At 69.0% G+C, this 21422-nt stretch carries 23 protein-coding genes; 4 read left to right on the top strand and 19 right to left on the bottom strand.

Annotated features, from left to right (window positions below; genetic code table 11):
- Nucleotides 1-37: 37 nt before the first annotated feature.
- Complete coding sequence (locus tag OHU34_RS13645; RefSeq protein ID WP_020131168.1) at nt 38-361, bottom strand: STAS domain-containing protein; 324 nt, start codon at nt 359-361, stop codon at nt 38-40.
- A gap of 425 nt (nt 362-786) precedes the next feature.
- Between OHU34_RS13645 and OHU34_RS13650 the strand changes: the two genes are divergently transcribed.
- Nucleotides 787-1359, top strand: a complete 573-nt coding sequence (locus tag OHU34_RS13650) for a cob(I)yrinic acid a,c-diamide adenosyltransferase (protein WP_020131169.1) — start codon at nt 787-789, stop codon at nt 1357-1359.
- On the opposite strand, the gene OHU34_RS13655 is transcribed toward OHU34_RS13650, so the two are convergent.
- Nucleotides 1356-1997 (bottom strand): hypothetical protein, encoded by a 642-nt coding sequence (locus OHU34_RS13655; RefSeq protein ID WP_405766477.1) that lies wholly within the window; start codon nt 1995-1997, stop codon nt 1356-1358. The two genes, OHU34_RS13650 and OHU34_RS13655, sit on opposite strands and share 4 nt — an antisense overlap.
- A gap of 153 nt (nt 1998-2150) precedes the next feature.
- Here OHU34_RS13655 and OHU34_RS13660 point away from each other — a divergent pair, with 153 nt between their 5' ends.
- The 3 genes from OHU34_RS13660 (at nt 2151) to OHU34_RS13670 (ending at nt 5958) form a co-directional block, all read left to right on the top strand.
- Nucleotides 2151-3344 (top strand): sensor histidine kinase, encoded by a 1194-nt coding sequence (locus OHU34_RS13660; RefSeq protein WP_405766479.1) that lies wholly within the window; start codon nt 2151-2153, stop codon nt 3342-3344.
- Nucleotides 3341-4021, top strand: coding sequence for a response regulator transcription factor (locus OHU34_RS13665; protein ID WP_142266194.1), 681 nt, complete (start codon nt 3341-3343; stop codon nt 4019-4021). The genes OHU34_RS13660 and OHU34_RS13665 overlap by 4 nt, the downstream gene beginning before the upstream one ends.
- A gap of 113 nt (nt 4022-4134) precedes the next feature.
- The gene (locus OHU34_RS13670; protein ID WP_230194626.1) at nt 4135-5958 is read left to right on the top strand and encodes a glycoside hydrolase family 18 chitinase; all 1824 of its coding nucleotides are present in this window, start codon (nt 4135-4137) and stop codon (nt 5956-5958) included.
- 87 nt (nt 5959-6045) lie between these two features.
- Here the strand turns inward: OHU34_RS13670 and OHU34_RS13675 are convergent, their stop codons facing one another.
- The 17 genes from OHU34_RS13675 to rpmE all read right to left on the bottom strand — a co-directional run bounded on the left by OHU34_RS13675 (nt 6046) and on the right by rpmE (nt 21295).
- Nucleotides 6046-6492 (bottom strand): DUF2550 domain-containing protein, encoded by a 447-nt coding sequence (locus OHU34_RS13675; protein ID WP_230194627.1) that lies wholly within the window; start codon nt 6490-6492, stop codon nt 6046-6048.
- 142 nt (nt 6493-6634) lie between these two features.
- Nucleotides 6635-7009: a F0F1 ATP synthase subunit epsilon gene (locus OHU34_RS13680; RefSeq protein WP_057584029.1), complete on the bottom strand. Its 375-nt coding sequence runs from the start codon at nt 7007-7009 to the stop codon at nt 6635-6637.
- A gap of 109 nt (nt 7010-7118) precedes the next feature.
- The gene (gene atpD / locus OHU34_RS13685) at nt 7119-8555 is read right to left on the bottom strand and encodes a F0F1 ATP synthase subunit beta (protein ID WP_054239902.1); all 1437 of its coding nucleotides are present in this window, start codon (nt 8553-8555) and stop codon (nt 7119-7121) included.
- The gene (locus OHU34_RS13690; protein ID WP_057603460.1) at nt 8555-9472 is read right to left on the bottom strand and encodes a F0F1 ATP synthase subunit gamma; all 918 of its coding nucleotides are present in this window, start codon (nt 9470-9472) and stop codon (nt 8555-8557) included. The genes atpD and OHU34_RS13690 overlap by 1 nt, the downstream gene beginning before the upstream one ends.
- Nucleotides 9473-9493: 21 nt before the next feature.
- Nucleotides 9494-11083 carry a F0F1 ATP synthase subunit alpha gene (gene atpA / locus OHU34_RS13695; RefSeq protein WP_020131178.1) on the bottom strand — a complete coding sequence of 530 codons (1590 nt, stop codon included), beginning with the start codon at nt 11081-11083 and terminating at the stop codon, nt 9494-9496.
- A 134-nt stretch (nt 11084-11217) separates the two neighbouring features.
- On the bottom strand, nt 11218-12039 hold the full coding sequence (locus OHU34_RS13700; RefSeq protein ID WP_142266191.1) for a F0F1 ATP synthase subunit delta: 822 nt from the start codon (nt 12037-12039) through the stop codon (nt 11218-11220).
- Nucleotides 12036-12584: a F0F1 ATP synthase subunit B gene (locus OHU34_RS13705; protein ID WP_142268064.1), complete on the bottom strand. Its 549-nt coding sequence runs from the start codon at nt 12582-12584 to the stop codon at nt 12036-12038. The genes OHU34_RS13700 and OHU34_RS13705 overlap by 4 nt, the downstream gene beginning before the upstream one ends.
- Nucleotides 12585-12629: 45 nt before the next feature.
- Nucleotides 12630-12875, bottom strand: coding sequence for an ATP synthase subunit C (locus tag OHU34_RS13710; protein ID WP_020131181.1), 246 nt, complete (start codon nt 12873-12875; stop codon nt 12630-12632).
- Between the two features lie 74 nt (nt 12876-12949).
- Nucleotides 12950-13759: a F0F1 ATP synthase subunit A gene (gene atpB, locus OHU34_RS13715; RefSeq protein ID WP_020131182.1), complete on the bottom strand. Its 810-nt coding sequence runs from the start codon at nt 13757-13759 to the stop codon at nt 12950-12952.
- A gap of 222 nt (nt 13760-13981) precedes the next feature.
- Entirely contained in the window at nt 13982-14395 is a 414-nt protein-coding gene (locus tag OHU34_RS13720) for a hypothetical protein (RefSeq protein ID WP_020131183.1), read from the bottom strand.
- A gap of 304 nt (nt 14396-14699) precedes the next feature.
- Nucleotides 14700-16052 carry an MraY family glycosyltransferase gene (locus OHU34_RS13725; RefSeq protein ID WP_230194628.1) on the bottom strand — a complete coding sequence of 451 codons (1353 nt, stop codon included), beginning with the start codon at nt 16050-16052 and terminating at the stop codon, nt 14700-14702.
- A gap of 174 nt (nt 16053-16226) precedes the next feature.
- A complete protein-coding gene (glyA, locus tag OHU34_RS13730) occupies nt 16227-17489 on the bottom strand; it encodes a serine hydroxymethyltransferase (RefSeq protein ID WP_142266189.1) in 1263 nt (420 codons plus the stop codon).
- A 130-nt stretch (nt 17490-17619) separates the two neighbouring features.
- The gene (locus OHU34_RS13735; protein ID WP_405766486.1) at nt 17620-18297 is read right to left on the bottom strand and encodes a protein-tyrosine-phosphatase; all 678 of its coding nucleotides are present in this window, start codon (nt 18295-18297) and stop codon (nt 17620-17622) included.
- Nucleotides 18294-18941: an L-threonylcarbamoyladenylate synthase gene (locus OHU34_RS13740; protein ID WP_142266188.1), complete on the bottom strand. Its 648-nt coding sequence runs from the start codon at nt 18939-18941 to the stop codon at nt 18294-18296. Before OHU34_RS13740 ends, OHU34_RS13735 begins: the two co-directional genes overlap by 4 nt.
- 53 nt (nt 18942-18994) lie before the next feature.
- A complete protein-coding gene (gene prmC, locus OHU34_RS13745; RefSeq protein ID WP_020131188.1) occupies nt 18995-19840 on the bottom strand; it encodes a peptide chain release factor N(5)-glutamine methyltransferase in 846 nt (281 codons plus the stop codon).
- A gap of 45 nt (nt 19841-19885) precedes the next feature.
- Nucleotides 19886-20962 (bottom strand): peptide chain release factor 1, encoded by a 1077-nt coding sequence (gene prfA / locus OHU34_RS13750; RefSeq protein WP_020131189.1) that lies wholly within the window; start codon nt 20960-20962, stop codon nt 19886-19888.
- Between the two features lie 108 nt (nt 20963-21070).
- Nucleotides 21071-21295: a 50S ribosomal protein L31 gene (gene rpmE / locus OHU34_RS13755; protein WP_020131190.1), complete on the bottom strand. Its 225-nt coding sequence runs from the start codon at nt 21293-21295 to the stop codon at nt 21071-21073.
- Nucleotides 21296-21422 lie beyond the last annotated feature (127 nt).

The following is a 21422-nucleotide window of genomic DNA, read 5'->3' on the forward strand; positions in this document are numbered from 1 at the left end:
TTTCCCGCGTCCGCCGCAGGCCACGCCGCCTCGGGGTTCAGACCCGGGGCAGGGACTCCACTCCGATACCGCCCTCGATCGCGAGGATCCGGTGCAGTCGGGTGGCCACCAGCAGGCGTTGCATCTGCGGAGGCACCCCGCGCAGCACCAGGCGTCGGCCGCACCGGCCGGCCCGTCGGTGGACGCCCATGATGACGCCGAGTCCGGTGGCGTCCCAGGAGTCCAACTCGGACAGGTCGAGCACCAGGTCGCCGACTCCGTCGTCCACGGCCGTGTGCAGAGCCGTACGGGCATCCGCCGCGCTGCGAACGTCGAGACGACCCCCGACGACCAGCTCTACGTGGTCGCCCCTGATGTGCATAGCGCTCCCCTAAGCGTGCGTCTCGTGCTCCGCGGTGGTGGTGTCCGGTGTTGCATCCTCTGACTGCGGGAAGCGGTCGGAGGTTGCCGTCTGTGAGCGAACCGATACCCAATTCACTCGCAGGGGTGAGGCCCATGGGGCCTGTGCGGTTTCGGTGCTTGTAGAAGCCCTGCCCGCTCAGGCGTCCGATGTCACCGGCGTCAACCATCCGGCGCAGCCGCTCCGCATGCCTCTCGGCGGGAGATTAGCGGGCGTGAGGCGCTGTGTGACCGGTTAGTAACGCGGCTCACGTCTCAGGGCGTGAGACGCCGGTCACGTCGTCAATTACTGTCCGATTCACGCCGATTGGACCGGAACCGACCAGGCGCCGACAGCAGTGACGAAGGGAACGGAACGGATCCTCCGGGACGGTCTAGATTGGCCGCATGGTCAATCTGACGCGCATCTACACGAGGACCGGCGACCAGGGCACCACCGCTCTCGGCGACATGAGCCGGGTCGCCAAGACCGACCTGCGGATCGCCGCGTACGCCGACGTCAACGAGGCGAACGCGGCGCTCGGCACGGCGCTCGCACTGGGCGGACTGGACGAGGAGCTCGGCGGGGTGCTCACCCGGGTCCAGAACGACCTGTTCGACGTGGGCGCGGACCTGTCGACGCCGGTGGTGGAGAACCCGGAGTTCCCGCCCCTGCGGGTCGAGCAGTTCTACGTCGACCGTCTGGAGGCGGACTGCGACCGGTTCAACGAGCGGCTGGAGAAGCTGCGGTCGTTCATCCTGCCCGGCGGCACCCCGGGCGCGGCCCTGCTCCACCAGGCCTGCACGGTCGTCCGGCGGGCCGAACGCTCCACCTGGGCGGCGCTCGAGGTGCACGGTGAGCGGATGAACCCGCTCACCGCGACCTACCTCAACCGGCTCTCGGATCTGCTGTTCATCCTGGCCCGCACCGCGAACAAGGCGGTCGGCGACGTGCTCTGGGTGCCGGGCGGGGAGCGCTAGCGCATCTTGGCCGGTTCCCGCTCCGACCCGCCGTCCGATCGACCGTCCGGTCCGCCGTCCGGTCCGCCGTCCGGTCCGCCGTCCGGTCCGGACTTCGGTTCCGGCTTCGGTTCCGACTTCGGGAACAGGGTGTAGCTCCCCGCGATGACGAGGTTGATGCCGATCACCCACAGCATCCGCGACTGCCACGCCCGCAGCGAGTCGGTCTCGCCGTCCCCGCCGACGTACCGCACGGCCGCCTGGAGCAGCGCCACGGCGACCAGTGCGGCGAGGGTCCAGCGGCCCGCGACCTTCCATTCGTGGACGGCGCGGGCCCTGCCGTACTTCGGCGGCCGCACGGGCGGCGGGCCGCCGGCGAACCGGTGGGCGACCCGGGCGTCCGCCCACCTGACGGTGGAGTGGCCGAGGCCCACGGTGAAGCCGATGTAGACCGCGGCGAGGCCGTGCCGCCAGTCCGGCTCGGCACCGTTCTTGAGGTCGATCGCGGTCACCACGAACAGCACGACCTCCAGCAGTGGCTCGCACAGCAGCAGGGCCAGCCCCAGCCGCGGCATCCGGAACACGTACCGGAAGGCCAGTCCGGCGGCCAGCAGCACCCAGAAGGCCACCTCGCAGGCGATGATCAGTCCGACGATCACGGTTCGCTCCTCTCGCTCACCCTTCCAGGCTCCCGGCCGGGAGAGCGCGTCTCGTCGTCGGCGGTGACGAACTCGCGGTACATCGAAAGATGCAGTTCGGGACCGTTCCCGAGAAGCAGGCGGACGGGAGGCGAGGCGTGTTGGATGGAAGGCATGGCCGTCCGAGACCCGCACCGCCTGCGCCGTCCGCGCCGCCCGCACCGCTTCGACGTGTACATCGCGGTCGGCGGGCTGCTCGGCGGGCTGCTGCTGGTCGCCATCGGTCTGGGGACCCGGCCGTCCGACGATCCGATCACGCTCCTCGACGGCCCCTGGCCGGTCCTGGTGCCGCTCTGCGTGATGGCCGGCTGCGAGGTGCTGCGCCGGGTCGCGCCGCGCACGGCCCTGCTGACCGGCACGGCCGCGATCGTCCTGGACACCCTGACCCAGGGCAACCTGTTCACGGTGCTGATGTACACCGACCTGATGTACGCGGCCGTCCTGTACGGCCCGCTCGCGTCGGCCCGCCGGATCCAGTGGATCACCGGACTGCTGACGGTGGCCGGGACGCTGGTGCCCTTCGCGGTGTGGCGGGTGCCGGAGGCTCTGCTGATCGGGGTGGTGGTCGGCATCGTGGCCTACGCGCCCGCCGCCACCGGCTGGATCGTGCGCAACCACCGCGACGCGGCCGAGGCGGCCCGGCTACGGGCCGAACAGACCGCGCTGCTGGCCGAGATGGACCGTACCCAGGCGGTCACGACCGAACGGGCGCGGATGGCACGGGAGTTGCACGACATGGTCGCCAACCACCTGTCCGCGATCGCGATCCACTCGACGGCGGCTCTCTCGATCGACGACCCGGACACCTCCAGGCAGGCGCTGTCCGTCATCCGCGAGAACAGCGTCGAGGGGCTGGCGGAGATGCGGCGGCTGATCGGGATCCTGCGCGACGGCAGCGGGGACCGCGAGCCCGCCGCGGCCCCCACCCTGGACGGCCTGGAGGCTCTCGTCGAGAATGCCCGCGCCAATGGTCTCGACGTCGCCCTCGACTCCGAGCCCGGTGCGGTGCCGGCCCCCGTCGAACTCGCCGCCTACCGGATCGTCCAGGAGTCGCTGACCAATGCGCTGAAGCACGCCGGTCCGGGCCGGGTGACCGTCGCCCTCGTCCGGCGCGACAGGGTGCTCGACGTGCGGGTGCGGAGTCCGTACGGCCATCGGGACGGCCCCCGCGCGCCCGGCTCCGGCGCCGGGCTCGTCGGCATGCGGGAGCGGGCCGCGCTGCTGGACGGCACGTTCGACGCCGGGCCCGAGGACTCGTGCTGGACGGTGCGTGCCACGTTCCCCCTCACCGAAGGAGAGCCCGTATGAGCTCCGCCGTCCGGGTCCTCGTCGCCGAGGACCAGTCCGCCGTACGCGCCGGGCTCGTCCTGATCCTGGGCAGCGCGTCCGACATCGAGGTGGTGGGCGAGGCGGCGGACGGGGAGCAGGCGGTGGCGCTGGCCCGGGAGTTGCGGCCCGACGTGGTCCTGATGGATGTTCAGATGCCGCGTCTCGACGGGGTGTCGGCGACCCGGAAGGTCGTCGAGGAGGGGCTCGCCGACGTGCTGGTGCTGACCACCTTCGACCTCGACGAGTACGTGTTCGGGGCGCTGCGGGCGGGTGCGGCGGGGTTCCTGCTGAAGAACACGGAGGCCGGGGACCTCCTGGCGGCGGTCCGTACGGTGGCCGCCGGGGAGGGCCTGATCGCTCCCGCGGTGACCCGCCGGCTCATCGCCGAGTTCGCCGCGAAGCCGGTGCGGGCGCCGAAGGCGGACCCCGCCGTCCTGGACGCCCTGACCCGGCGCGAGCGCGAGGTGCTGGCCTGTCTGGGCGAGGGGATGTCCAACGCGGGCATCGCCGGGCGCCTCGACATGGCGGAGGCGACGGTGAAGACGCACGTCAGCCGACTGCTGGGGAAGCTGGAGCTGCGCAGTCGGGTGCAAGCGGCGGTGCTGGCACAGGAGTTGGGGATCCGGGCGGGATCCGAAGGGGCTCCGGAGGTTTAGCGGGCCGCAGTGGTCCAGACCTATTGACCTGTGGTCCAGACCTTTCTATTCTCGCGGCACCGTGGGCGTGAAGGCTCAGTCACGCCCCCCGACTCCCCCCGAGGAGGCGCAGGATGCGCTTCAGACACAGAGCCGCGGCAGGATTCGCGACGCTGCTGCTCCCGCTGGCCGGCCTGGTCGGCCTCGCGAGCCCCGCTCAGGCCGCCACGACCGCCACCGCCACCTATACCAAGGCATCGGACTGGGGCACCGGCTTCGAGGGCAGGTGGACGGTGAAGAACACCGGCACCACCGCCATCAGTTCATGGACGGTCGAGTGGGACTTCCCCTCCGGCACCTCCGTCACCTCCGCCTGGGACGCCGACGTCACGTCCTCCGGCACCCACTGGACCGCCAAGAACAAGTCCTGGAACGGCGCCCTCGCCGCAGGCGCCTCCGTCTCCTTCGGCTTCAACGGCGCGGGCGCCGGCTCCCCGTCCAACTGCAAGCTCAACGGCGACAGTTGCGACGGCACGACGGTCCCGGGCGACGCCTCCCCGTCCGCCCCGGGCACCCCGACCGCCTCCGCCCTCACCGATACCTCGGTGAAACTGACCTGGTCCGCCGCCACCGACGACAAGGGCGTCAAGAACTACGACGTCCTGCGCGACGGCGCCAAGGTCGCCACGGTCACGACGACCTCGTACACGGACACCGGTCTGACGGCCGGCACCGACTACTCCTACACCGTCCAGGCCCGTGACACCGCCGACCAGACCGGCCCGGTCAGCGGCGCGGTCGCGGTCCACACCACCGGCGGCGGCACCACTCCCCCGACCACCGGCTCCAAGGTCAAGCTCGGCTACTTCACCGAGTGGGGCATCTACGGCCGCAACTACAACGTCAAGAACCTGGTGACGTCCGGTTCGGCCGCGAAGATCACGCACATCAACTACGCCTTCGGCAACGTCACAGGCGGCCAGTGCGCGATCGGCGACTCCTACGCCGACTACGACAAGGCCTTCACCGCGGACCAGTCGGTCAGCGGCGTCGCCGACACCTGGGACCAGCCGCTGCGCGGCAACTTCAACCAGCTGCGCCAGCTGAAGGCCAAGTACCCGAACATCAAGGTGCTGTGGTCCTTCGGCGGCTGGACCTGGTCCGGCGGCTTCGCCCAGGCCGCGGCCAACCCGGCCGCGTTCGCGCAGTCCTGCTACAACCTGGTCGAGGACCCGCGCTGGGCCGACGTCTTCGACGGCATCGACATCGACTGGGAGTACCCGAACGCCTGCGGCCTGTCCTGTGACACCAGCGGGGCGGCGGCCTACAAGAACCTGATGCAGGCCCTGCGCGCCAAGTTCGGCACGGGCAACCTGGTCACCGCGGCCACCACCGCCGACGGCTCCTCCGGCGGCAAGATCGACGCGGCCGACTACGCGGGCGCGGCGGCGTACGTCGACTGGTACAACGTGATGACGTACGACTTCTTCGGCGCCTGGGCGGCCCAGGGCCCGACGGCCCCGCACTCCCCGCTCACCTCGTACAGCGGCATCCCGCAGGCCGGATTCACCACGGCCGACGCGATGGCCAAGTTCAAGGCGAAGGGCGTACCCGCGAGCAAGCTGCTCATCGGCATCGGCTTCTACGGCCGCGGCTGGACCGGTGTCACCCAGGACGCCCCGGGCGGCACGGCCACGGGCCCGGCGGCCGGTACGTACGAGCAGGGCATCGAGGACTACAAGGTCCTCAAGACGTCCTGCCCGGCCACCGGCACCATCGCCGGCACGGCGTACGCGAAGTGCGGCAGCAACTGGTGGTCCTACGACACCCCGGCCACCATCGCCGGCAAGATGACCTGGGCCAAGAACCAGGGTCTGGGCGGCGCGTTCTTCTGGGAGTTCAGCGGAGACACCAGCAACGGCGAGCTGGTGAGCGCCATCAACAGCGGACTGTCGTAGCCGTCGCAGAACTGTTCGTGTAGCTGAGCGACATTGACGCTCCCCCAGACTTCGTCCGGGGGACCCCCACCCAGCGAGTGAATGCGGCTACGCCACATTCACTCGCTGTCCGGGCGGGGCTGCTTCCAGCCAGGCGAGAAAACCGGTCAGCGCGTCCTCGCTCATCGCGAGTTCGAGACGCGTGCCCCGGTGCACACAGGTGAGGATCACCGCGTCGGACAGCAGCGCCAGCTCCTCCTCGCCCTCGGGAAGACGGCGGCCGGCCACCTCGATCGAGCCGCGCTCCAGAACCCGGCGCGGGCGGTAGGCGTACGAGAAGACGCGGTACCACTCGATGCGGTCGCCGTTGTAGCGGGCGACCCCGTAGCTCCAGCCCTTTCCGCTCGTGTCCGGATTCTCGGAGACGTCCCAGCGCAGGGAACAGTCGAAGGTGCCGCCGGACCGCTGGATGAGTCTGCGGCGCAGGCCGAAGACGAACAATCCCAGCGCCACCAGGGCCACGACGATTCCGCACACAGTCAGAGCGAGGACCATCGACACCGACCTCCTCGTCTCCTAGGTACCGAAAATAGGTAACGGAACGGAAAAAACATCCATATCTGCCTCAGCCGCGGTCGGCTCCGGATTGCTCCGGTGCCGACCGCGGCTGAGTGACGTCAAGCGGTTACACGCTGGCTCAGCGCGAGGCCGCCGCACGCAGTCGTACGTCCGCGCGACGCTCGGCGGCGGCATCGCCCTCCGCCTTCGCGCGCTCGAGTTCCCGCTCCACGCGCTGGACGTCGATCTCGTCCGAAAGCTCGGCGATCTCGGCCAGCAGCGACAGCTTGTTGTCCGCGAACGAGATGAAACCGCCGTGCACCGCGGCGACGACCGTTCCACCATCACTCGTACGGATGGTCACCGGGCCCGACTCCAGCACACCGAGCAGCGGCTGGTGACCGGGCATGACGCCGATGTCGCCCGACGTGGTGCGCGCGACGACCAGAGTGGCCTCGCCGGACCAGACCTCTCGGTCGGCCGCGACCAGCGCGACGTGCAGCTCAGCAGCCAAGGTGGCTCCTCGGGTCACCACCCGGCGGATCTGCCGGGTGTTGGTTACAAGTCTAATGGGCGTACGAAGAGGGGCGGGACGCACCCGCCCCTCTTCAAGAGCACGAGGCTCAGGAGACGCCGAGCTCCTTGGCGTTGGCCTTGAGGTCCTCAATGCCACCGCACAGGAAGAACGCCTGCTCCGGGAAGTGGTCGTACTCGCCGTCGATGATCGCGTTGAACGCGGTGATCGACTCGTCCAGCGGGACGTCCGACCCGTCGACGCCGGTGAACTGCTTGGCGACGTGGGTGTTCTGGGACAGGAAGCGCTCCACGCGACGGGCACGGTGGACGGTGAGCTTGTCCTCCTCGCCCAGCTCGTCGATACCGAGGATCGCGATGATGTCCTGGAGGTCCTTGTACTTCTGCAGGACCGTCTTGACGCGCATCGCGGTGTTGTAGTGGTCCGCCGCGATGTAGCGGGGGTCCAGGATGCGGGACGTGGAGTCCAGCGGGTCCACGGCCGGGTAGATGCCCTTCTCGGAGATCGGACGGGAGAGAACCGTCGTCGCGTCGAGGTGGGCGAACGTGGTGGCCGGGGCCGGGTCGGTCAGGTCGTCCGCGGGGACGTAGATCGCCTGCATCGAGGTGATCGAGTGACCACGGGTCGAGGTGATGCGCTCCTGGAGGAGACCCATCTCGTCGGCCAGGTTCGGCTGGTAGCCCACCGCGGAGGGCATCCGGCCGAGCAGGGTCGAGACCTCGGAACCGGCCTGGGTGAAGCGGAAGATGTTGTCGATGAAGAACAGCACGTCCTGCTTCTGCACATCGCGGAAGTACTCCGCCATGGTCAGACCGGCCAGGGCCACGCGCAGACGGGTGCCCGGGGGCTCGTCCATCTGGCCGAAGACCAGGGCGGTCTTGTCGATGACGCCCGACTCCGCCATCTCCTCGATGAGGTCGTTGCCCTCACGAGTGCGCTCACCGACACCGGCGAACACGGAGACACCGTCGTGGTTGTTGGCGACGCGGTAGATCATCTCCTGGATGAGCACCGTCTTGCCGACGCCGGCACCACCGAACAGACCGATCTTGCCGCCCTTGACGTACGGGGTCAGCAGGTCGATGACCTTGACGCCGGTCTCGAACATCTCGGTCTTCGACTCGAGTTCGTCGAAGTTCGGCGCCTTGCGGTGGATGGTCCAGCGCTCACCGTCGTAGGTCTCGTCGGTGTTCAGCACCTCACCGAGGGTGTTGAACACCTTGCCCTTGGTGAAGTCGCCGACCGGGACGGTGATGCCCGTTCCGGTGTCGGTGACGGCGGCCTGGCGGACCAGACCGTCGGTGGGCTGCATGGAGATCGTGCGGACCAGGCCGTCACCCAGGTGCTGGGCGACCTCCAGGGTCAGCGTCTTCTTCTCGCCGGCGAGGGCCGGGTCGGCCACCTCGACGTGAAGGGCGTTGTAGATCTCCGGCATGGCGTCGACGGGGAATTCCACGTCGACGACCGGGCCGATGACCCGGGCGACGCGGCCCGTGGCAACGGCCGTCTCAACTGTCGTCGTCATTACCTGTCACTCCCCGCGGTCGCGTCGGCCAGGGCTGCGGAGCCACCGACGATCTCGCTGATTTCCTGGGTGATTTCGGCCTGGCGGGCCGCGTTGGCAAGGCGGGAGAGCGTCTCGATGAGCTCTCCTGCGTTGTCGGTGGCCGACTTCATCGCGCGCCGCGTGGCGGCGTGCTTCGAGGCTGCCGACTGGAGGAGAGCGTTGTAGACGCGGCTCTCCACGTACCGCGGCAGAAGGGCGTCGAGGACGTCCTCCGCCGAGGGCTCGAAGTCGTACAGCGGAAGGATCTCGCCCTTCGGCGCCGACTCCTTGGCAACCTCGTCGAGGCTGAGCGGCAGCAGACGGTCATCGAGCGCCGTCTGCGTCATCATCGAGACGAACTCGGTGAAGACGATGTGGAGTTCGTCCACGCCACCCTCGGCCGTGTCCTTCTCGATCGCCTCGATCAGCGGACCCGCGACCTTCTTGGCGTCCGCGTACGTCGGCTCGTCCGTGAAGCCCGACCACGATTCCGCGACCTTGCGCTCACGGAAGTTGTAGTGCGCGAGACCACGCCGGCCGACGATGTACGTGTCGACCTGCTTGCCCTCGGCCTCGAGGCGTGCCGTCAGCTGCTCCGCGGCCTTGATGGCGTTGGAGTTGAAGGCACCGGCGAGACCACGGTCGCTCGTCAGGAGCAGCACCGCGGACCGCACGACCGTCTCGGCCTGCGTGGTCAGCGGGTGCTTCGTGTTCGAGCCGGTACCGACCGCCGTGACCGCGCGGGTGAGCTCGGTCGCGTACGGCGTGGAGGCCGCCACCTTGCGCTGTGCCTTGACGACACGCGAGGCGGCGATCATCTCCATCGCCTTGGTGATCTTCTTGGTCGCGGTGACGGATCGGATGCGACGCTTGTAGACCCGGAGCTGGGCTCCCATGAGTCAGGTCCCTTCCTTACGTCACTTGGCCGCGGCCGGGGCGTCCTCGCCGAGAAGCTTGCCGTCCGAGGTCTCGAACTGCTTCTTGAACTCGGCGATCGCGTCGGCAATGGCGATGAGGGTGTCGTCCGACATCTTGCCGCCCTCCTTGATGGAGGTCATGAGGCCCTGCTCCTTGCGGTGCAGGTACTCCAGGAGCTCCTTCTCGAAGCGGCGGACGTCGGCGACCGGAACGTCGTCCATCTTGCCGGTGGTACCGGCCCACACGGAGACGACCTGGTCCTCGGTCGGCATGGGCTGGTACTGAGCCTGCTTGAGCAGCTCGACCAGTCGCTGACCGCGCTCCAGCTGGGACTTCGACGCGGCGTCCAGGTCGGAACCGAAGGCGGCGAACGCCTCCAGCTCACGGTACTGGGCGAGGTCGAGGCGCAGACGGCCGGAAACCTGCTTCATCGCCTTGTGCTGCGCGGAACCACCGACTCGGGAGACGGAGATACCGACGTTCAGCGCGGGGCGCTGACCGGCGTTGAACAGGTCCGACTCCAGGAAGCACTGGCCGTCGGTGATGGAGATGACGTTGGTCGGGATGAACGCCGAGACGTCGTTGGCCTTCGTCTCGACGATCGGCAGACCGGTCATCGAGCCGGCGCCCAAGTCGTCGGAGAGCTTCGCGCAGCGCTCCAGCAGACGGGAGTGCAGGTAGAAGACGTCGCCCGGGTAGGCCTCACGGCCCGGCGGGCGGCGCAGCAGCAGCGACACGGCGCGGTAGGCGTCGGCCTGCTTCGAGAGGTCGTCGAAGATGATGAGGACGTGCTTGCCCTCGTACATCCACTGCTGACCGATGGCCGAACCGGTGTACGGCGCCAGGTACTTGAAGCCGGCCGGGTCGGACGCCGGGGCGGCGACGATGGTCGTGTACTCCAGCGCGCCGGCCTCTTCGAGGGCGCCACGCACGGAGGCGATGGTCGAGCCCTTCTGGCCGATGGCGACGTAGACGCAGCGGACCTGCTTCTTCACGTCACCGGAGCGCCAGTTGTCGCGCTGGTTGATGATCGTGTCGACGGCCAGGGCGGTCTTGCCGGTCTGGCGGTCACCGATGATCAGCTGACGCTGACCACGGCCGACCGGGGTCATGGCGTCGACGGCCTTGTAGCCGGTCTCCATCGGCTCGTGGACCGACTTACGGGCCATGACACCCGGAGCCTGGAGCTCCAGGGCACGGCGGCCGGACGTCTCGATCTCGCCGAGGCCGTCGATCGGGTTGCCGAGCGGGTCGACGACACGGCCGAGGTAGCCCTCGCCGACGGCGACGGACAGGACCTCTCCCGTGCGGGTGACCGGCTGGCCCTCCTCGACGCCGCTGAACTCGCCGAGGATGACGGTACCGATCTCGCGCTCTTCGAGGTTGAGCGCGAGGCCGAGGGTGCCGTCCTCGAACTTCAGCAGTTCGTTGGCCATGGCCGAGGGAAGGCCCTCGACCTTCGCGATGCCGTCGCCGGCAAGGGTGACCGTACCGACCTCCTCGCGCGAGGCCGCGTCCGGCTTGTACGACTGGACAAAGTTCTCCAGCGCATCCCGGATCTCCTCCGGCCGGATCGTGAGCTCCGCCATCTGGGTTCCCTGCTCTCCTTGTTGGGCCCGAAGTTTCACTTTGGGGGGATGGGGACTCCCCCCTGAAAGAGGTGAATCCTCTGCACGGCCCAACCAGGGCCGCCATCAGTTCGTACTGCGGTCTTGAGTTGCTGCTAGTTCGCCATGCGGCGGGCGACGTCCTCGATGCGGTCCGCGAGGGAGCCGTTGATCACTTCGTCACCGACCTGCACCCGGATCCCGCCGAGGACCGCGGGGTCCACGTCGAGGTTGAGGTGCATCGGGCGGCCGTAGAGCTTGGCGAGGGCGGCGCCGAGGCGCTGCTTCTGCGGGTCGCTCAGCGGTACCGCCGAGGTGACGACGGCGACCATGCGGTCCCGGCGCTCCGCGGCGAGCCGGGACAGGGACTCGAGGCCCGCTTCCAGGCTACGTCCCCGGGGCGCGGTCACGAGGCGCGTCACCAGTCGCTCGGTGGCCGCGTCGGCCCGGCCGCCGAGCAGGCTGCGCAGCAGCTCGCTCTTCGCCGAGGCGGTGGCCTTCCGGTTGGTCAGTGCGGCGCGCAGCTCGGTGTTCGAGGAGACGATCCGTCCGAAGCGGAACAGCTCGTCCTCGACGTTGTCGAGCGTGCCGGCCTTCTGCGCGGCGGTGAGGTCGGCGATGTTCGCCAGCTCCTCCAGCACGTCCACCAGGTCGCGGGACTGCGACCAGCGGGAACGCACCGTGCCGGACACCAGGTCGGCGGTGGCACCGCTGATCTGGGCGCCGAGCAGGCGCTGGACCAGCTCGGCCTTGGCCTCGCCGGCCTGCGCCGGGTCGGTGAGGACCCGACGCAGCGAGACCTCGCGGTCGAGCAGCGCGGTGACTGCCGCCAGCTCGTCGGCGAGCTGCGCCGCGTCCACGGACGTGGAGTCCGTCAGCGCGTCGAGACGCTCACGGGCTGCTGCGAATGCCTCGCGGCTCGCTCCGTGTGCGGTCATCGAGACGCCTCGGCCTTCTCCTCGAGGTCGTCGAGGAAGCGGTCGATGACGCGGCTCTGGCGGGCGTGGTCGTCGAGGGACTCCCCGACGAGCTTGCCGGCCAGTTCGGTGGCGAGCTTGCCGACGTCCTGACGCAGCGCGGACGCGGCGGCCTTGCGGTCCGCCTCGATCTGGCTGTGCCCGGCGGCGACGATCTCCTCGCGCTGGCGCTGGCCTTCCGCACGCATCTCGGTGATGAGTGCGGCGCCCTGCTCCTGCGCCTCCTGGCGCAGCCGCGCGGCCTCGTGACGGGCCTCGGCGAGCTGGGCCTTGTACTGCTCCAGGACGCTCTGGGCCTCGGTGCGAGCAATCTCGGCCTGTTCGATCCCGCCCTCGATGGCTTCGCGACGCTCTTCCAGAACCTTGTTGATGTTCGGAAGGAGCTTCTTGCCCAGGACGAAGAACACGATCGCGAACGCGATCAGACCGATGACGAGCTCGGGGATCTCCGGGATCAGAGGATTCTGGGCCTCCTCCTCAGCCGCGATTTGCAGCAAGGGCGAGATCACATCAGTTCCTTCCGTGGAATTCTCTCGTCGGCGTAGACCGGATCAGGACGTCGGGTAGACGAAGCCCATGACCAGACCGATCAGGGCGAGCGCCTCACAGAGGACGAAGCCGAGGATCTGGTTCTGACGGATCAGGCCGGCGGCCTCGGGCTGGCGAGCCAGCGCCTGGGTGCCGTTACCGAAGATGATGCCAACGCCGACGCCGGGGCCGATGGCCGCGAGACCGTAGCCGATGGCAGCGAGGTTGCCCTTGATTTCGACCGCGGCGAGGGTGTCGAGAGCGGACATGCCGTAACTTCCTTCTCTTTACACAGGCCGGTGGGGGTTGGCCACCGGAAGTTCAGGGGATGTTGATCAGGTGCTCAGTGGTGCTTGGCGAGCGCGCCCTGGATGTAGCTGCAGGACAGGAGGATGAAGACGTAGGCCTGAAGGGCCTGGATGAACAGCTCGAAGACCGTCATCACGATGACCATCAGGAACGAGACCGCCGAGTAGGCGATGCCGATGCCGTTGAGCAGGTACCAGGTCCCGATCGTGAAGATCAGGATCAGGACGTGCCCGGCGAACATGTTGGCGAAGAGCCGGACGGCGTGGGTGAACGGCCGGATGAACACGTTCGACAGGAACTCGAAGAACATGACCATCGGGAACACCGGGCCGAGCGACGGGTCGTAGCCCGTGATGTTCTTCCAACCACCGATGAAACCGTGGCGCTTGAACGTCACGCTCATCCACACGATGTAGACGAGAGCCGCGAGACCGACCGGGAACGCGATGACCGCGGTGGCCGGGAACTGCGCGATCGGGACGATCGACCACAGGTTCATGATCCAGATGAAGAAGAACAGCGAGAACATCAGCGGGACGTACTTCTCGCCCTCGCGCTTGCCGATCGTCTCGTAGACGACGCCACGACGGACGAAGTCGTAACCCGCCTCGCCGACCATCTGGAGCTTGCCGGGGATCAGCTTCGGCTTGTTGAAGGCCGCCCAGAAGAATCCGATGACGATGACGGTGCTCACCAGCGAGAGCAGCATCGGCTTGTTGAATTCGATGCCGCCGACGGTGAAGAGCGGTTCGAAGAGGAACGAGTGCAGGCCGGGGGTCGGGAAACCGCACCCGTCGAAAATATGACAGTCGGTCTCGAAGGCGAGCGTCTTGGCGTTACTCACCGCGAGCTCCTTCAGCGTGGCGCATGGGTACGGCAACCTCGATGTGTCGGCGCGGCCTGCGACCGCGGGACGGCACTGGACTGGACTTGCGGATGTGGGGGCGGCGACTGGGCTCCGAACCGTGAGACGTCACAGGCTCGACTGCCGCCCGCGCCAGCTCTGCCGCAGTTGTGGCGAGACCATAGCAAAAGAGCGGAAGTCCCTTTACACCGGCCCTACAGGTCACGACGACGCCCGAGCGGAATCCGGCTCGACGTAGAGGACCTTGGCCTTCATGTGCGAGACCACCTGGGCGGCGATCCACACCAGGGTGGCCGCCAGCAGCGTGAAGGCGAAGCATTTCGGGTTGAAGACCGAGGTCCCCTTGAACATGATCAGCACGATCATCAGCAGCAGGATCTGGGTGGTGTAGAGCAACAGCCCCATCGACTGGAACAGATGGGGAAGCTGGCGCGCGGTGCGCAGCAGCACCACCAGACCGCCACCCATGAACAGCAGGACGAGAGCCGCACCGAACACGGCGCCGAGCGCTCCCTTGCCGCCGGCAACGGCGGCACTCACCGCGACTCCCGCCACACCCGCGGTTGCGGTGGGCAGGGCACAGTGCAGGAGTGTTCGTACGTCGTTGGACTGCATGGCGGCAACTCCGCATTCAAGGGGGGCAGGGTGTCGTCATGGACGAGCGTAGTCCCGGCCCGAGGGGCGAGAGACCTCACGCCACCTCACTCCAATGAACCGTCGTAGTGCGGTCCTTCGGCTCTGTCCGGGGGGTTCTCGTGAACCGTATCACAAACTATTTGATGAGGTCTTTACCTGGCAGGTGTGCCCGCTGTCACACATGAGAGTGACAGTGCGCGTCTGTGCAGAAACTGGGAGGGCTTGTCTGGTATTGGGGTACTTTGCCCTGTACCGGTTCTCCCACGACTTGGCAATGCTCTAGTCAGATTCTTACCTTGGAGCTGCCCCGGCCACCGATCGCGGTGGCCCCGTTCGCCCCTGCCACCCCCACCGTCACAGGGCTCTGCGCGTCGACGGCGGGCTGCTCGGCACCGGCCGGCCCGTACTGCCCGGCCGCCGCCTCCGGGTCCTGCGCCTGGGCCTCCTGCGCCTCGGCCGGGGGGCCGCTCCGCCGCCGGTAACGCGGCGGCACGAAGGCCTCGGCCCAGCGCGGGGTGCGCGGCCGGAAGCGCGGCAGCAGGAGCAGCGCCAGACCGATCGCACTGAGGATCACGACGCCGAGGACGATCCACATGGAAGCCGCGTTGACGGAGTAGGTGAGCGCGCCGAACGCGATCAGCGCGGACCAGAAGTACATGATCAGCACCGCGCGGCTGTGCGAGTGGCCGATCTCCAGCAGCCGGTGGTGCAGATGCCCCCGGTCCGCGGCGAACGGCGACTGACCGCGCCAGGTACGGCGCACGATCGCCAGGATCAGGTCGGCCGCCGGGATGGCGATGATCGTCAGCGGCATCAGCAGCGGGATGTAGACCGGCACCATCTGGTGCACCGCGTTGCGCTCGGAACCGGAGAACAGCCGCATGATGTCCGGGTCGACCTGACCCGTCACGGAGATCGCGCCCGCCGCAAGCACCAGCCCGATCAGCATCGAGCCGGAGTCGCCCATGAAGATCCGCGCGGGATGCATGTTGTGCGGCAGGAAGCCCAGGCACATGCCCATCAGGATCGCCGCGAAGAGCGTCGCCGGCGCGGCGGCCTCGATGCCGTAGGAGTACCAGATGCGGTAGGCGTACATGAAGAACGCCGCCGAGGCGATGCACACCATGCCCGCCGCCAGGCCGTCGAGGCCGTCCACGAAGTTGACCGCGTTGATCGTGATGACCACCAGCGCGACCGTCAGCAGGGTGCCCTGCCACTGGGTCAGCGCGACCGTGCCGACCAGCGGCACCGGCAGCCACAGGATCGTCAGACCCTGCATGACCATGACGCCGGCGGCGATCATCTGGCCGCCCAGCTTGATCAGGGCGTCGATCTCGAACTTGTCGTCCAGGACGCCGATCAGCCAGATCAGCGCCGCCCCCGAGAGCAGGGCGCGCGGCTCGTTCGACTTCTCGAAGACCTCGTTGAGGTTGGTGAGATGGTCGGCGACCAGCAGACCGGCGCACAGGCCGAAGAACATGGCGATCCCGCCGAGTCGCGGAGTGGGTTCCCGGTGCACGTCACGGGCCCTGATCTCCGGCATCGCTCCGGCCACGATCGCGAACTTCCGTACCGGCCCTGTCAGCAGATACGTCACCGCGGCCGTGATGCAGAGCGTCAGCAGGTATTCACGCACGGGCTTCCCCACAGGTCTCGCTGGCCATCTCAGTCCCACACCCTAGCGATCGACTACCGCACGGCGCATATGTGTAAGGACAACCGGGTAGTGACGATGGTTTCACGTGAGGCTGTGCGCGGGGACGCACGGGGGGTGCGCACGAGGGCGTGTACGCGAGGCGCCTACCCCGTTTCAGCCCGGATACGGCGGGAAGGCCAGCGCCAGCTCGCGCACCTCCTCGCGGGCCTTCCTGCTCTCGACCTCGTCCCGCAGCACCCCCGCCAGCAGTGCGGCGACCCGCCCCATCTCCTCCTCCCCCATGCCCTGCGTGGTCAGCGCCGCAGTGCCCAGGCGCAGGCCACGGGCGTGCGCGGCAATGACATCGGTGCCCGAGGCATGCGGGAGTGCGCAGCAGTCCAGCACCATCCCGGCGGCCGCGAGCAGCCCGCGCGCGGTGCGCCCTTCGACACCCAGCGGTGCCGGGTCGGCGGTGATGAGGTGGGTGTCGGTCCCGCCGGTGGTGACGGTCAGCCCCTCCGCCGCCAGGGCCGCCGCGAGAACCCTCGCGTTGGCGACCACCTGATGGGCGTACACGCCGAACGCCGGGGTTGCCGCCTCGCCGAACGCGACCGCCTTCGCGGCGATGGTGTGCATCTGCGCGCCGCCCTGGGTGAACGGGAAGACCGCCCGGTCCACCCGCTCGGCGAGCTCACCGCCGCACAGGAGCATCCCGCCGCGCGGCCCGCGCAGCACCTTGTGCGTGGTCGCGCAGACGATGTCCGCGTACGGCACCGGACTGGGCGCCGCTCCCCCGGCGACGAGCCCGATGGGATGGGCGGCGTCGGCGATCAGATACGCGCCCGTCTCGTCGGCGACCTCGCGGAAGAAGGCATAGTCGATGTGGCGGGGGTAGGAGGTGGACCCGCACACGATCGCCTTGGGCCGGTGTCCCCGGGCCAGCGTGCGGACCTGCTCGTGATCGACGAGCCCGGTCTCCGCGTCCACCCCGTAGGGGATGAAGTCGAACCAGCGGCCGGAGAAGTTGGCCGGCGACCCGTGCGTGAGATGGCCGCCGTCGGGCAGGCCCAGCGCCAGGACGGTGTCGCCGGGCCGGAGCAGGGCGGCGTAGGCCGCCAGCATCGCGGAGGAACCCGAGTGGGCCTGGACGTTGGCGTGTTCGGCATCGAACAGCGTCCTGGCCCGGTCCACGGCGATCCGCTCGGCGAGGTCGACGATCTCGCAGCCGCCGTGGTGCCTGGCCCCGGGATAGCCCTCCGCGTACTTGTTGGTGAGCGGCGAGCCGAGCGCGGCCAGCACGGCGGGCGAGGTGAAGTTCTCGGCGGCGATCAACTGGAGCGTCGACGCCTGCCGCTCCGCTTCCCCGAGCAGGATCTCGGCCAGCTCGGGGTCCTGCCGGCGCAGGACATCGGCCTCGGGGACACGGGTGACCGACATGATGCGCTCCGGGCGTCGACGGTGACGTACGTCCAATGTAGGCCCGGGCTCGGGGGCGCGCGCGGCCGCTACGCCCTCGCGCGAACCCCGGTGAGAGCGGTGCCGACCGGAGGCCGATCGCCGGCCGCCTTCAGGCGCGTGTGGGCACCCCGGTGAGCGCTGTGACCACCGGATCCAGGGCCTGGTGTATCTCGTCGCCGATCGAGCGGAAGAACGGCAGGGGTGCCCCGTACGGGTCGTAGACCTCGTCCGCCTCGAGGGTCGGGGCGAGAAGCCACCCGCGTAGCGCCGCCGCCGCGCGGACCAGGGCCCGGGCGCGCATCACCACGCCTTCGTCCAGCGGCGGCAGGGTGGCCGGGTCGATGGCGTTCACCAGGCGGGTGAACTCCTTCAGGGTGAAGGTGCGCAGGCCCGCCGAGTGGCCCATGGAGATGACCTGGGCACGGTGGTCGCGGGTCGCCGTCAGGACCAGGTCGGCCATGATGACGTGCTCGTCGAGGAGCTCGCGGCCGGTGAACCCGGTGGCGTCCGCGCCGAAGTCGGCCAGCACGGTCTCCGCGTTGGCCTCCATGGACGCGCCCTCATGACCCCAGGTGCCCGCGCTCTCCACGATCAGCCCGCGGCCCAGCACCCCGAGCCGCTGCGACACGAAATGCCGGGTCAGCCGCTCGGTGATCGGCGAGCGGCAGACGTTGCCGGTGCTGACGTGGAGGATGCGGAAGCTGTCGCGCGGAAATCCGAACGTCGTCGTCTGTTCCGCGGCACGTTCCCCGTTGCCTATGCCACGCCCCGCGTCAGGGGCTGTCAATTCGCCACCTCGAGGTCGGGTACGACCTTGCGCAGCTCGTCCGCGGAGATCGCGCCCTCACGCAGCAGCAGCGGCACCTCTCGGCTGACGTCGACGATCGAGGAGGGGACGTTGCCGGGGGTCGGGCCGCCGTCGAGGTAGACGGAGACGGAGTCGCCGAGCATCTCCTGGGCGTAGTCGCAGTTCTCCGGCGCCGGGTGCCCGGTGAGGTTCGCCGACGACACCGCCATGGGACCGACCTCCGTCAGCAGCTCGATGGCGACCGGGTGCAGCGGCATACGGACGGCGACCGTGCCGCGGGTGTCGCCCAGGTCCCACTGGAGGGACGGCTGGTGCTTGGCGACGAGCGTCAGCGCGCCCGGCCAGAACGCGTCGACCAGTTCCCAGGCCATCTCGGAGAAGTCCGTGACGAGCCCGTGCAGCGTGTTCGGGGAGCCGATGAGGACAGGGGTGGGCATGTTGCGGCCCCGGCCCTTGGCCGCCAGCAGGTCGGCGACGGCCTCCGAGGAGAACGCGTCGGCGCCGATGCCGTACACCGTGTCGGTCGGGAGGACCACGAGCTCGCCACGGCGGACGGCGGACGCGGCCTCGCGCAGACCGGTCACACGGTCGGTCGCGTCGTTGGTGTCGTATCGCCGTGCCATCTAGCGGGCCTCCTCGTACACGTACTGCTGCGGGTCGAAAGTGTGGGGGGTGCTCACGGCGTCGCCCGGCGGGCGGTCGCGAAACGCGGGCGCTTGTTGAGGTCGGGGTGGTCGGCCGCGTCGGCCCAGCCCCGCTCCTCGGTGAAGATCCACGGCACCTGGCCGCCCTGGGTGTCGGCGTGCTCGATGACGACGACACCGCCGGGACGCAGCAGCCGGTGCGCGGTGCGCTCGATGCCGCGGATCAGGTCGAGGCCGTCCTCCCCGGAGAACAGGGCGAGTTCGGGGTCGTAGTCGCGCGCCTCGGGCGCCACGTACTCCCATTCGGTGAGCGGGATGTACGGGGGGTTCGAGATGACGAGGTCGACCTGGCCGTCGAGGTCACGGAAGGCGTCCAGGGCGTCTCCCTGACGCAGGTCGACCCTGGACCCCTCCATGTTCTTGCGCGTCCAGCGCAGGGCGTCCTCGGACAGCTCCACGGCGTGCACACGCGAGCGCGGCACCTCCTGGGCGAGGGCGAGCGCGATGGCGCCGCTGCCGGTGCACAGGTCGACGATGCGGGGCTCGACGACGTCCATGGCGCGTACCGCGTCTATGGCCCAGCCGACCACGGACTCGGTCTCGGGGCGCGGTACGAAGACTCCGGGGCCGACCTGGAGCTCCAGGTACCGGAAGAAGGCCCGCCCGGTGATGTGCTGGAGCGGCTCGCGCTGCTCCCGCCGGGCGATGGTCTCCCAGTAGCGGGCGTCGAAGTCGGAGTTCTTCACGGAGTGGAGTTCACCGCGCTTCACGCCGTGCACGAACGCGGCGAGCTCCTCCGCGTCGTTGCGCGGCGAGGGCACGCCGGCGTCGGCCAGCCGCTGGGTGGCCTGGGCCACCTCTGCGAGCAGCAGGTTCACGCAAGTCCTCCGTGTCGTACTCGTCGTGCGTACGTCCTACAACGCTTACGCGGCTGCGAGCTTGGCGGCCGAGTCCGCGTCGACGCAGGCCTGGATCACCGCGTCGAGGTCGCCGTCCAGGACCTGGTCCAGGTTGTACGACTTGAATCCGACGCGGTGGTCCGAGATGCGGTTCTCCGGGAAGTTGTACGTGCGGATCTTCTCGGAGCGGTCGACGGTGCGGACCTGGCTGCGACGGGCGTCGGCGGCCTCCCGCTCCGCTTCCTCCTGCGCCGCTGCGAGCAGCCTGGAGCGCAGGATACGCATCGCCTGCTCCTTGTTCTGCAACTGGCTCTTCTCGTTCTGGCAGGAGGCGACGACTCCGGTGGGAATGTGCGTGATGCGCACGGCGGAGTCGGTGGTGTTGACGGACTGCCCGCCGGGTCCGGAGGACCGGTAGACGTCGATGCGGAGGTCGTTCGCGTTGATCTCGACGTCGACCTCCTCGGCCTCGGGCGTCACGAGCACACCGGCGGCGGAGGTGTGGATCCGCCCCTGGGACTCGGTCGCGGGGACCCGCTGCACCCGGTGCACGCCGCCTTCGTACTTCATGCGCGCCCAGACGCCCTGCCCGGGCTCGGTGGCGCCCTGTCCGCCCTTGGTCTTCACCGCGACCTGGACGTCCTTGTAGCCGCCCAGCTCGGACTCGGTCGCATCGATGATCTCGGTCTTCCAGCCGACGCGCTCGGCGTACCGCAGGTACATGCGCAGCAGGTCGCCGGCGAACAGGGCCGACTCGTCGCCGCCCGCGCCCGCCTTGATCTCGAGGATGACGTCCTTGTCGTCGGACGGGTCCCGGGGCACGAGCAGCAGCCGCAGCTTCTCCGTGAGCTCCTCGCGCTGCTTCTCCAGCTCCTTGACCTCGGCGGCGAAGTCCGGGTCGGCGGAGGCGAACTCGCGCGCGGTCTCGACATCGTCGCCGGTCTGCTTCCAGGAGCGGTACGTGCCGACGATGGGCGTCAGCTCGGCGTAGCGCTTGTTCAGCTTGCGCGCGTTGGCCTGGTCGGAGTGGACCGACGGGTCGGCGAGCTTCTTCTCCAGGTCGGCGTGCTCTCCGAGCAGCTCCTCGACGGCCTCGAACATGATGCGCTCCTGAATGACGTGCGTGGGGGAAGGGCGGGCGACCAAAAACGCCGGTCCCGGCGTGCCCCTGGGCGGGGACACTGCCGTGGACCGGCGAAGAGGGGCTCGCTACTTCTTGGAGCCGGCGGGAGCCTTGCCGAAGCGGGCCTCGAAGCGGGCCACACGGCCACCGGTGTCGAGGATCTTCTGCTTGCCCGTGTAGAACGGGTGGCACTCGGAGCAGACGTCGGCGCGGATGGAACCGCTCTCGATCGTGCTGCGGGTGGTGAACGAGGCGCCACAGGTGCAGCTGACCTGCGTCTCGACGTACTCGGGGTGGATTTCGCGCTTCAAGGTGTCTCCTAGTTTCGGGAGGGCGCCGGGTCGTCGTCGCGGGATACGACCAACGTGAACCGGAGCCGACGTACCAGTCTGCCAGGACTGGCCGCATCCCCCAAAACCGGGGGGCGGGGGGATCTAT

The organism is Streptomyces sp. NBC_00080, assembly GCF_045041255.1.
GTDB lineage: Bacteria > Actinomycetota > Actinomycetes > Streptomycetales > Streptomycetaceae > Streptomyces > Streptomyces coriariae.

What these genes read in the sequence shown, in the direction of transcription:
- OHU34_RS13660 (WP_405766479.1), top strand. Translation starts at nt 2,151, where the DNA reads ATGGCCGTCCGAGACCCGCACCGCCTGCGCCGTCCGCGCCGCCCGCAC.
- OHU34_RS13670 (WP_230194626.1), top strand. Translation starts at nt 4,135, where the DNA reads ATGCGCTTCAGACACAGAGCCGCGGCAGGATTCGCGACGCTGCTGCTC.
- OHU34_RS13645 (WP_020131168.1), bottom strand. Translation starts at nt 361, where the DNA reads ATGCACATCAGGGGCGACCACGTAGAGCTGGTCGTCGGGGGTCGTCTC.
- OHU34_RS13690 (WP_057603460.1), bottom strand. Translation starts at nt 9,472, where the DNA reads ATGGGAGCCCAGCTCCGGGTCTACAAGCGTCGCATCCGATCCGTCACC.
- prfA (WP_020131189.1), bottom strand. Translation starts at nt 20,962, where the DNA reads ATGTTCGAGGCCGTCGAGGAGCTGCTCGGAGAGCACGCCGACCTGGAG.
- OHU34_RS13740 (WP_142266188.1), bottom strand. Translation starts at nt 18,941, where the DNA reads ATGGCACGGCGATACGACACCAACGACGCGACCGACCGTGTGACCGGT.
- OHU34_RS13720 (WP_020131183.1), bottom strand. Translation starts at nt 14,395, where the DNA reads ATGCAGTCCAACGACGTACGAACACTCCTGCACTGTGCCCTGCCCACC.
- OHU34_RS13675 (WP_230194627.1), bottom strand. Translation starts at nt 6,492, where the DNA reads ATGGTCCTCGCTCTGACTGTGTGCGGAATCGTCGTGGCCCTGGTGGCG.
- glyA (WP_142266189.1), bottom strand. Translation starts at nt 17,489, where the DNA reads ATGTCGGTCACCCGTGTCCCCGAGGCCGATGTCCTGCGCCGGCAGGAC.
- OHU34_RS13665 (WP_142266194.1), top strand. Translation starts at nt 3,341, where the DNA reads ATGAGCTCCGCCGTCCGGGTCCTCGTCGCCGAGGACCAGTCCGCCGTA.
- atpD (WP_054239902.1), bottom strand. Translation starts at nt 8,555, where the DNA reads ATGACGACGACAGTTGAGACGGCCGTTGCCACGGGCCGCGTCGCCCGG.
- OHU34_RS13700 (WP_142266191.1), bottom strand. Translation starts at nt 12,039, where the DNA reads ATGACCGCACACGGAGCGAGCCGCGAGGCATTCGCAGCAGCCCGTGAG.
- atpA (WP_020131178.1), bottom strand. Translation starts at nt 11,083, where the DNA reads ATGGCGGAGCTCACGATCCGGCCGGAGGAGATCCGGGATGCGCTGGAG.
- OHU34_RS13650 (WP_020131169.1), top strand. Translation starts at nt 787, where the DNA reads ATGGTCAATCTGACGCGCATCTACACGAGGACCGGCGACCAGGGCACC.
- OHU34_RS13710 (WP_020131181.1), bottom strand. Translation starts at nt 12,875, where the DNA reads ATGTCCGCTCTCGACACCCTCGCCGCGGTCGAAATCAAGGGCAACCTC.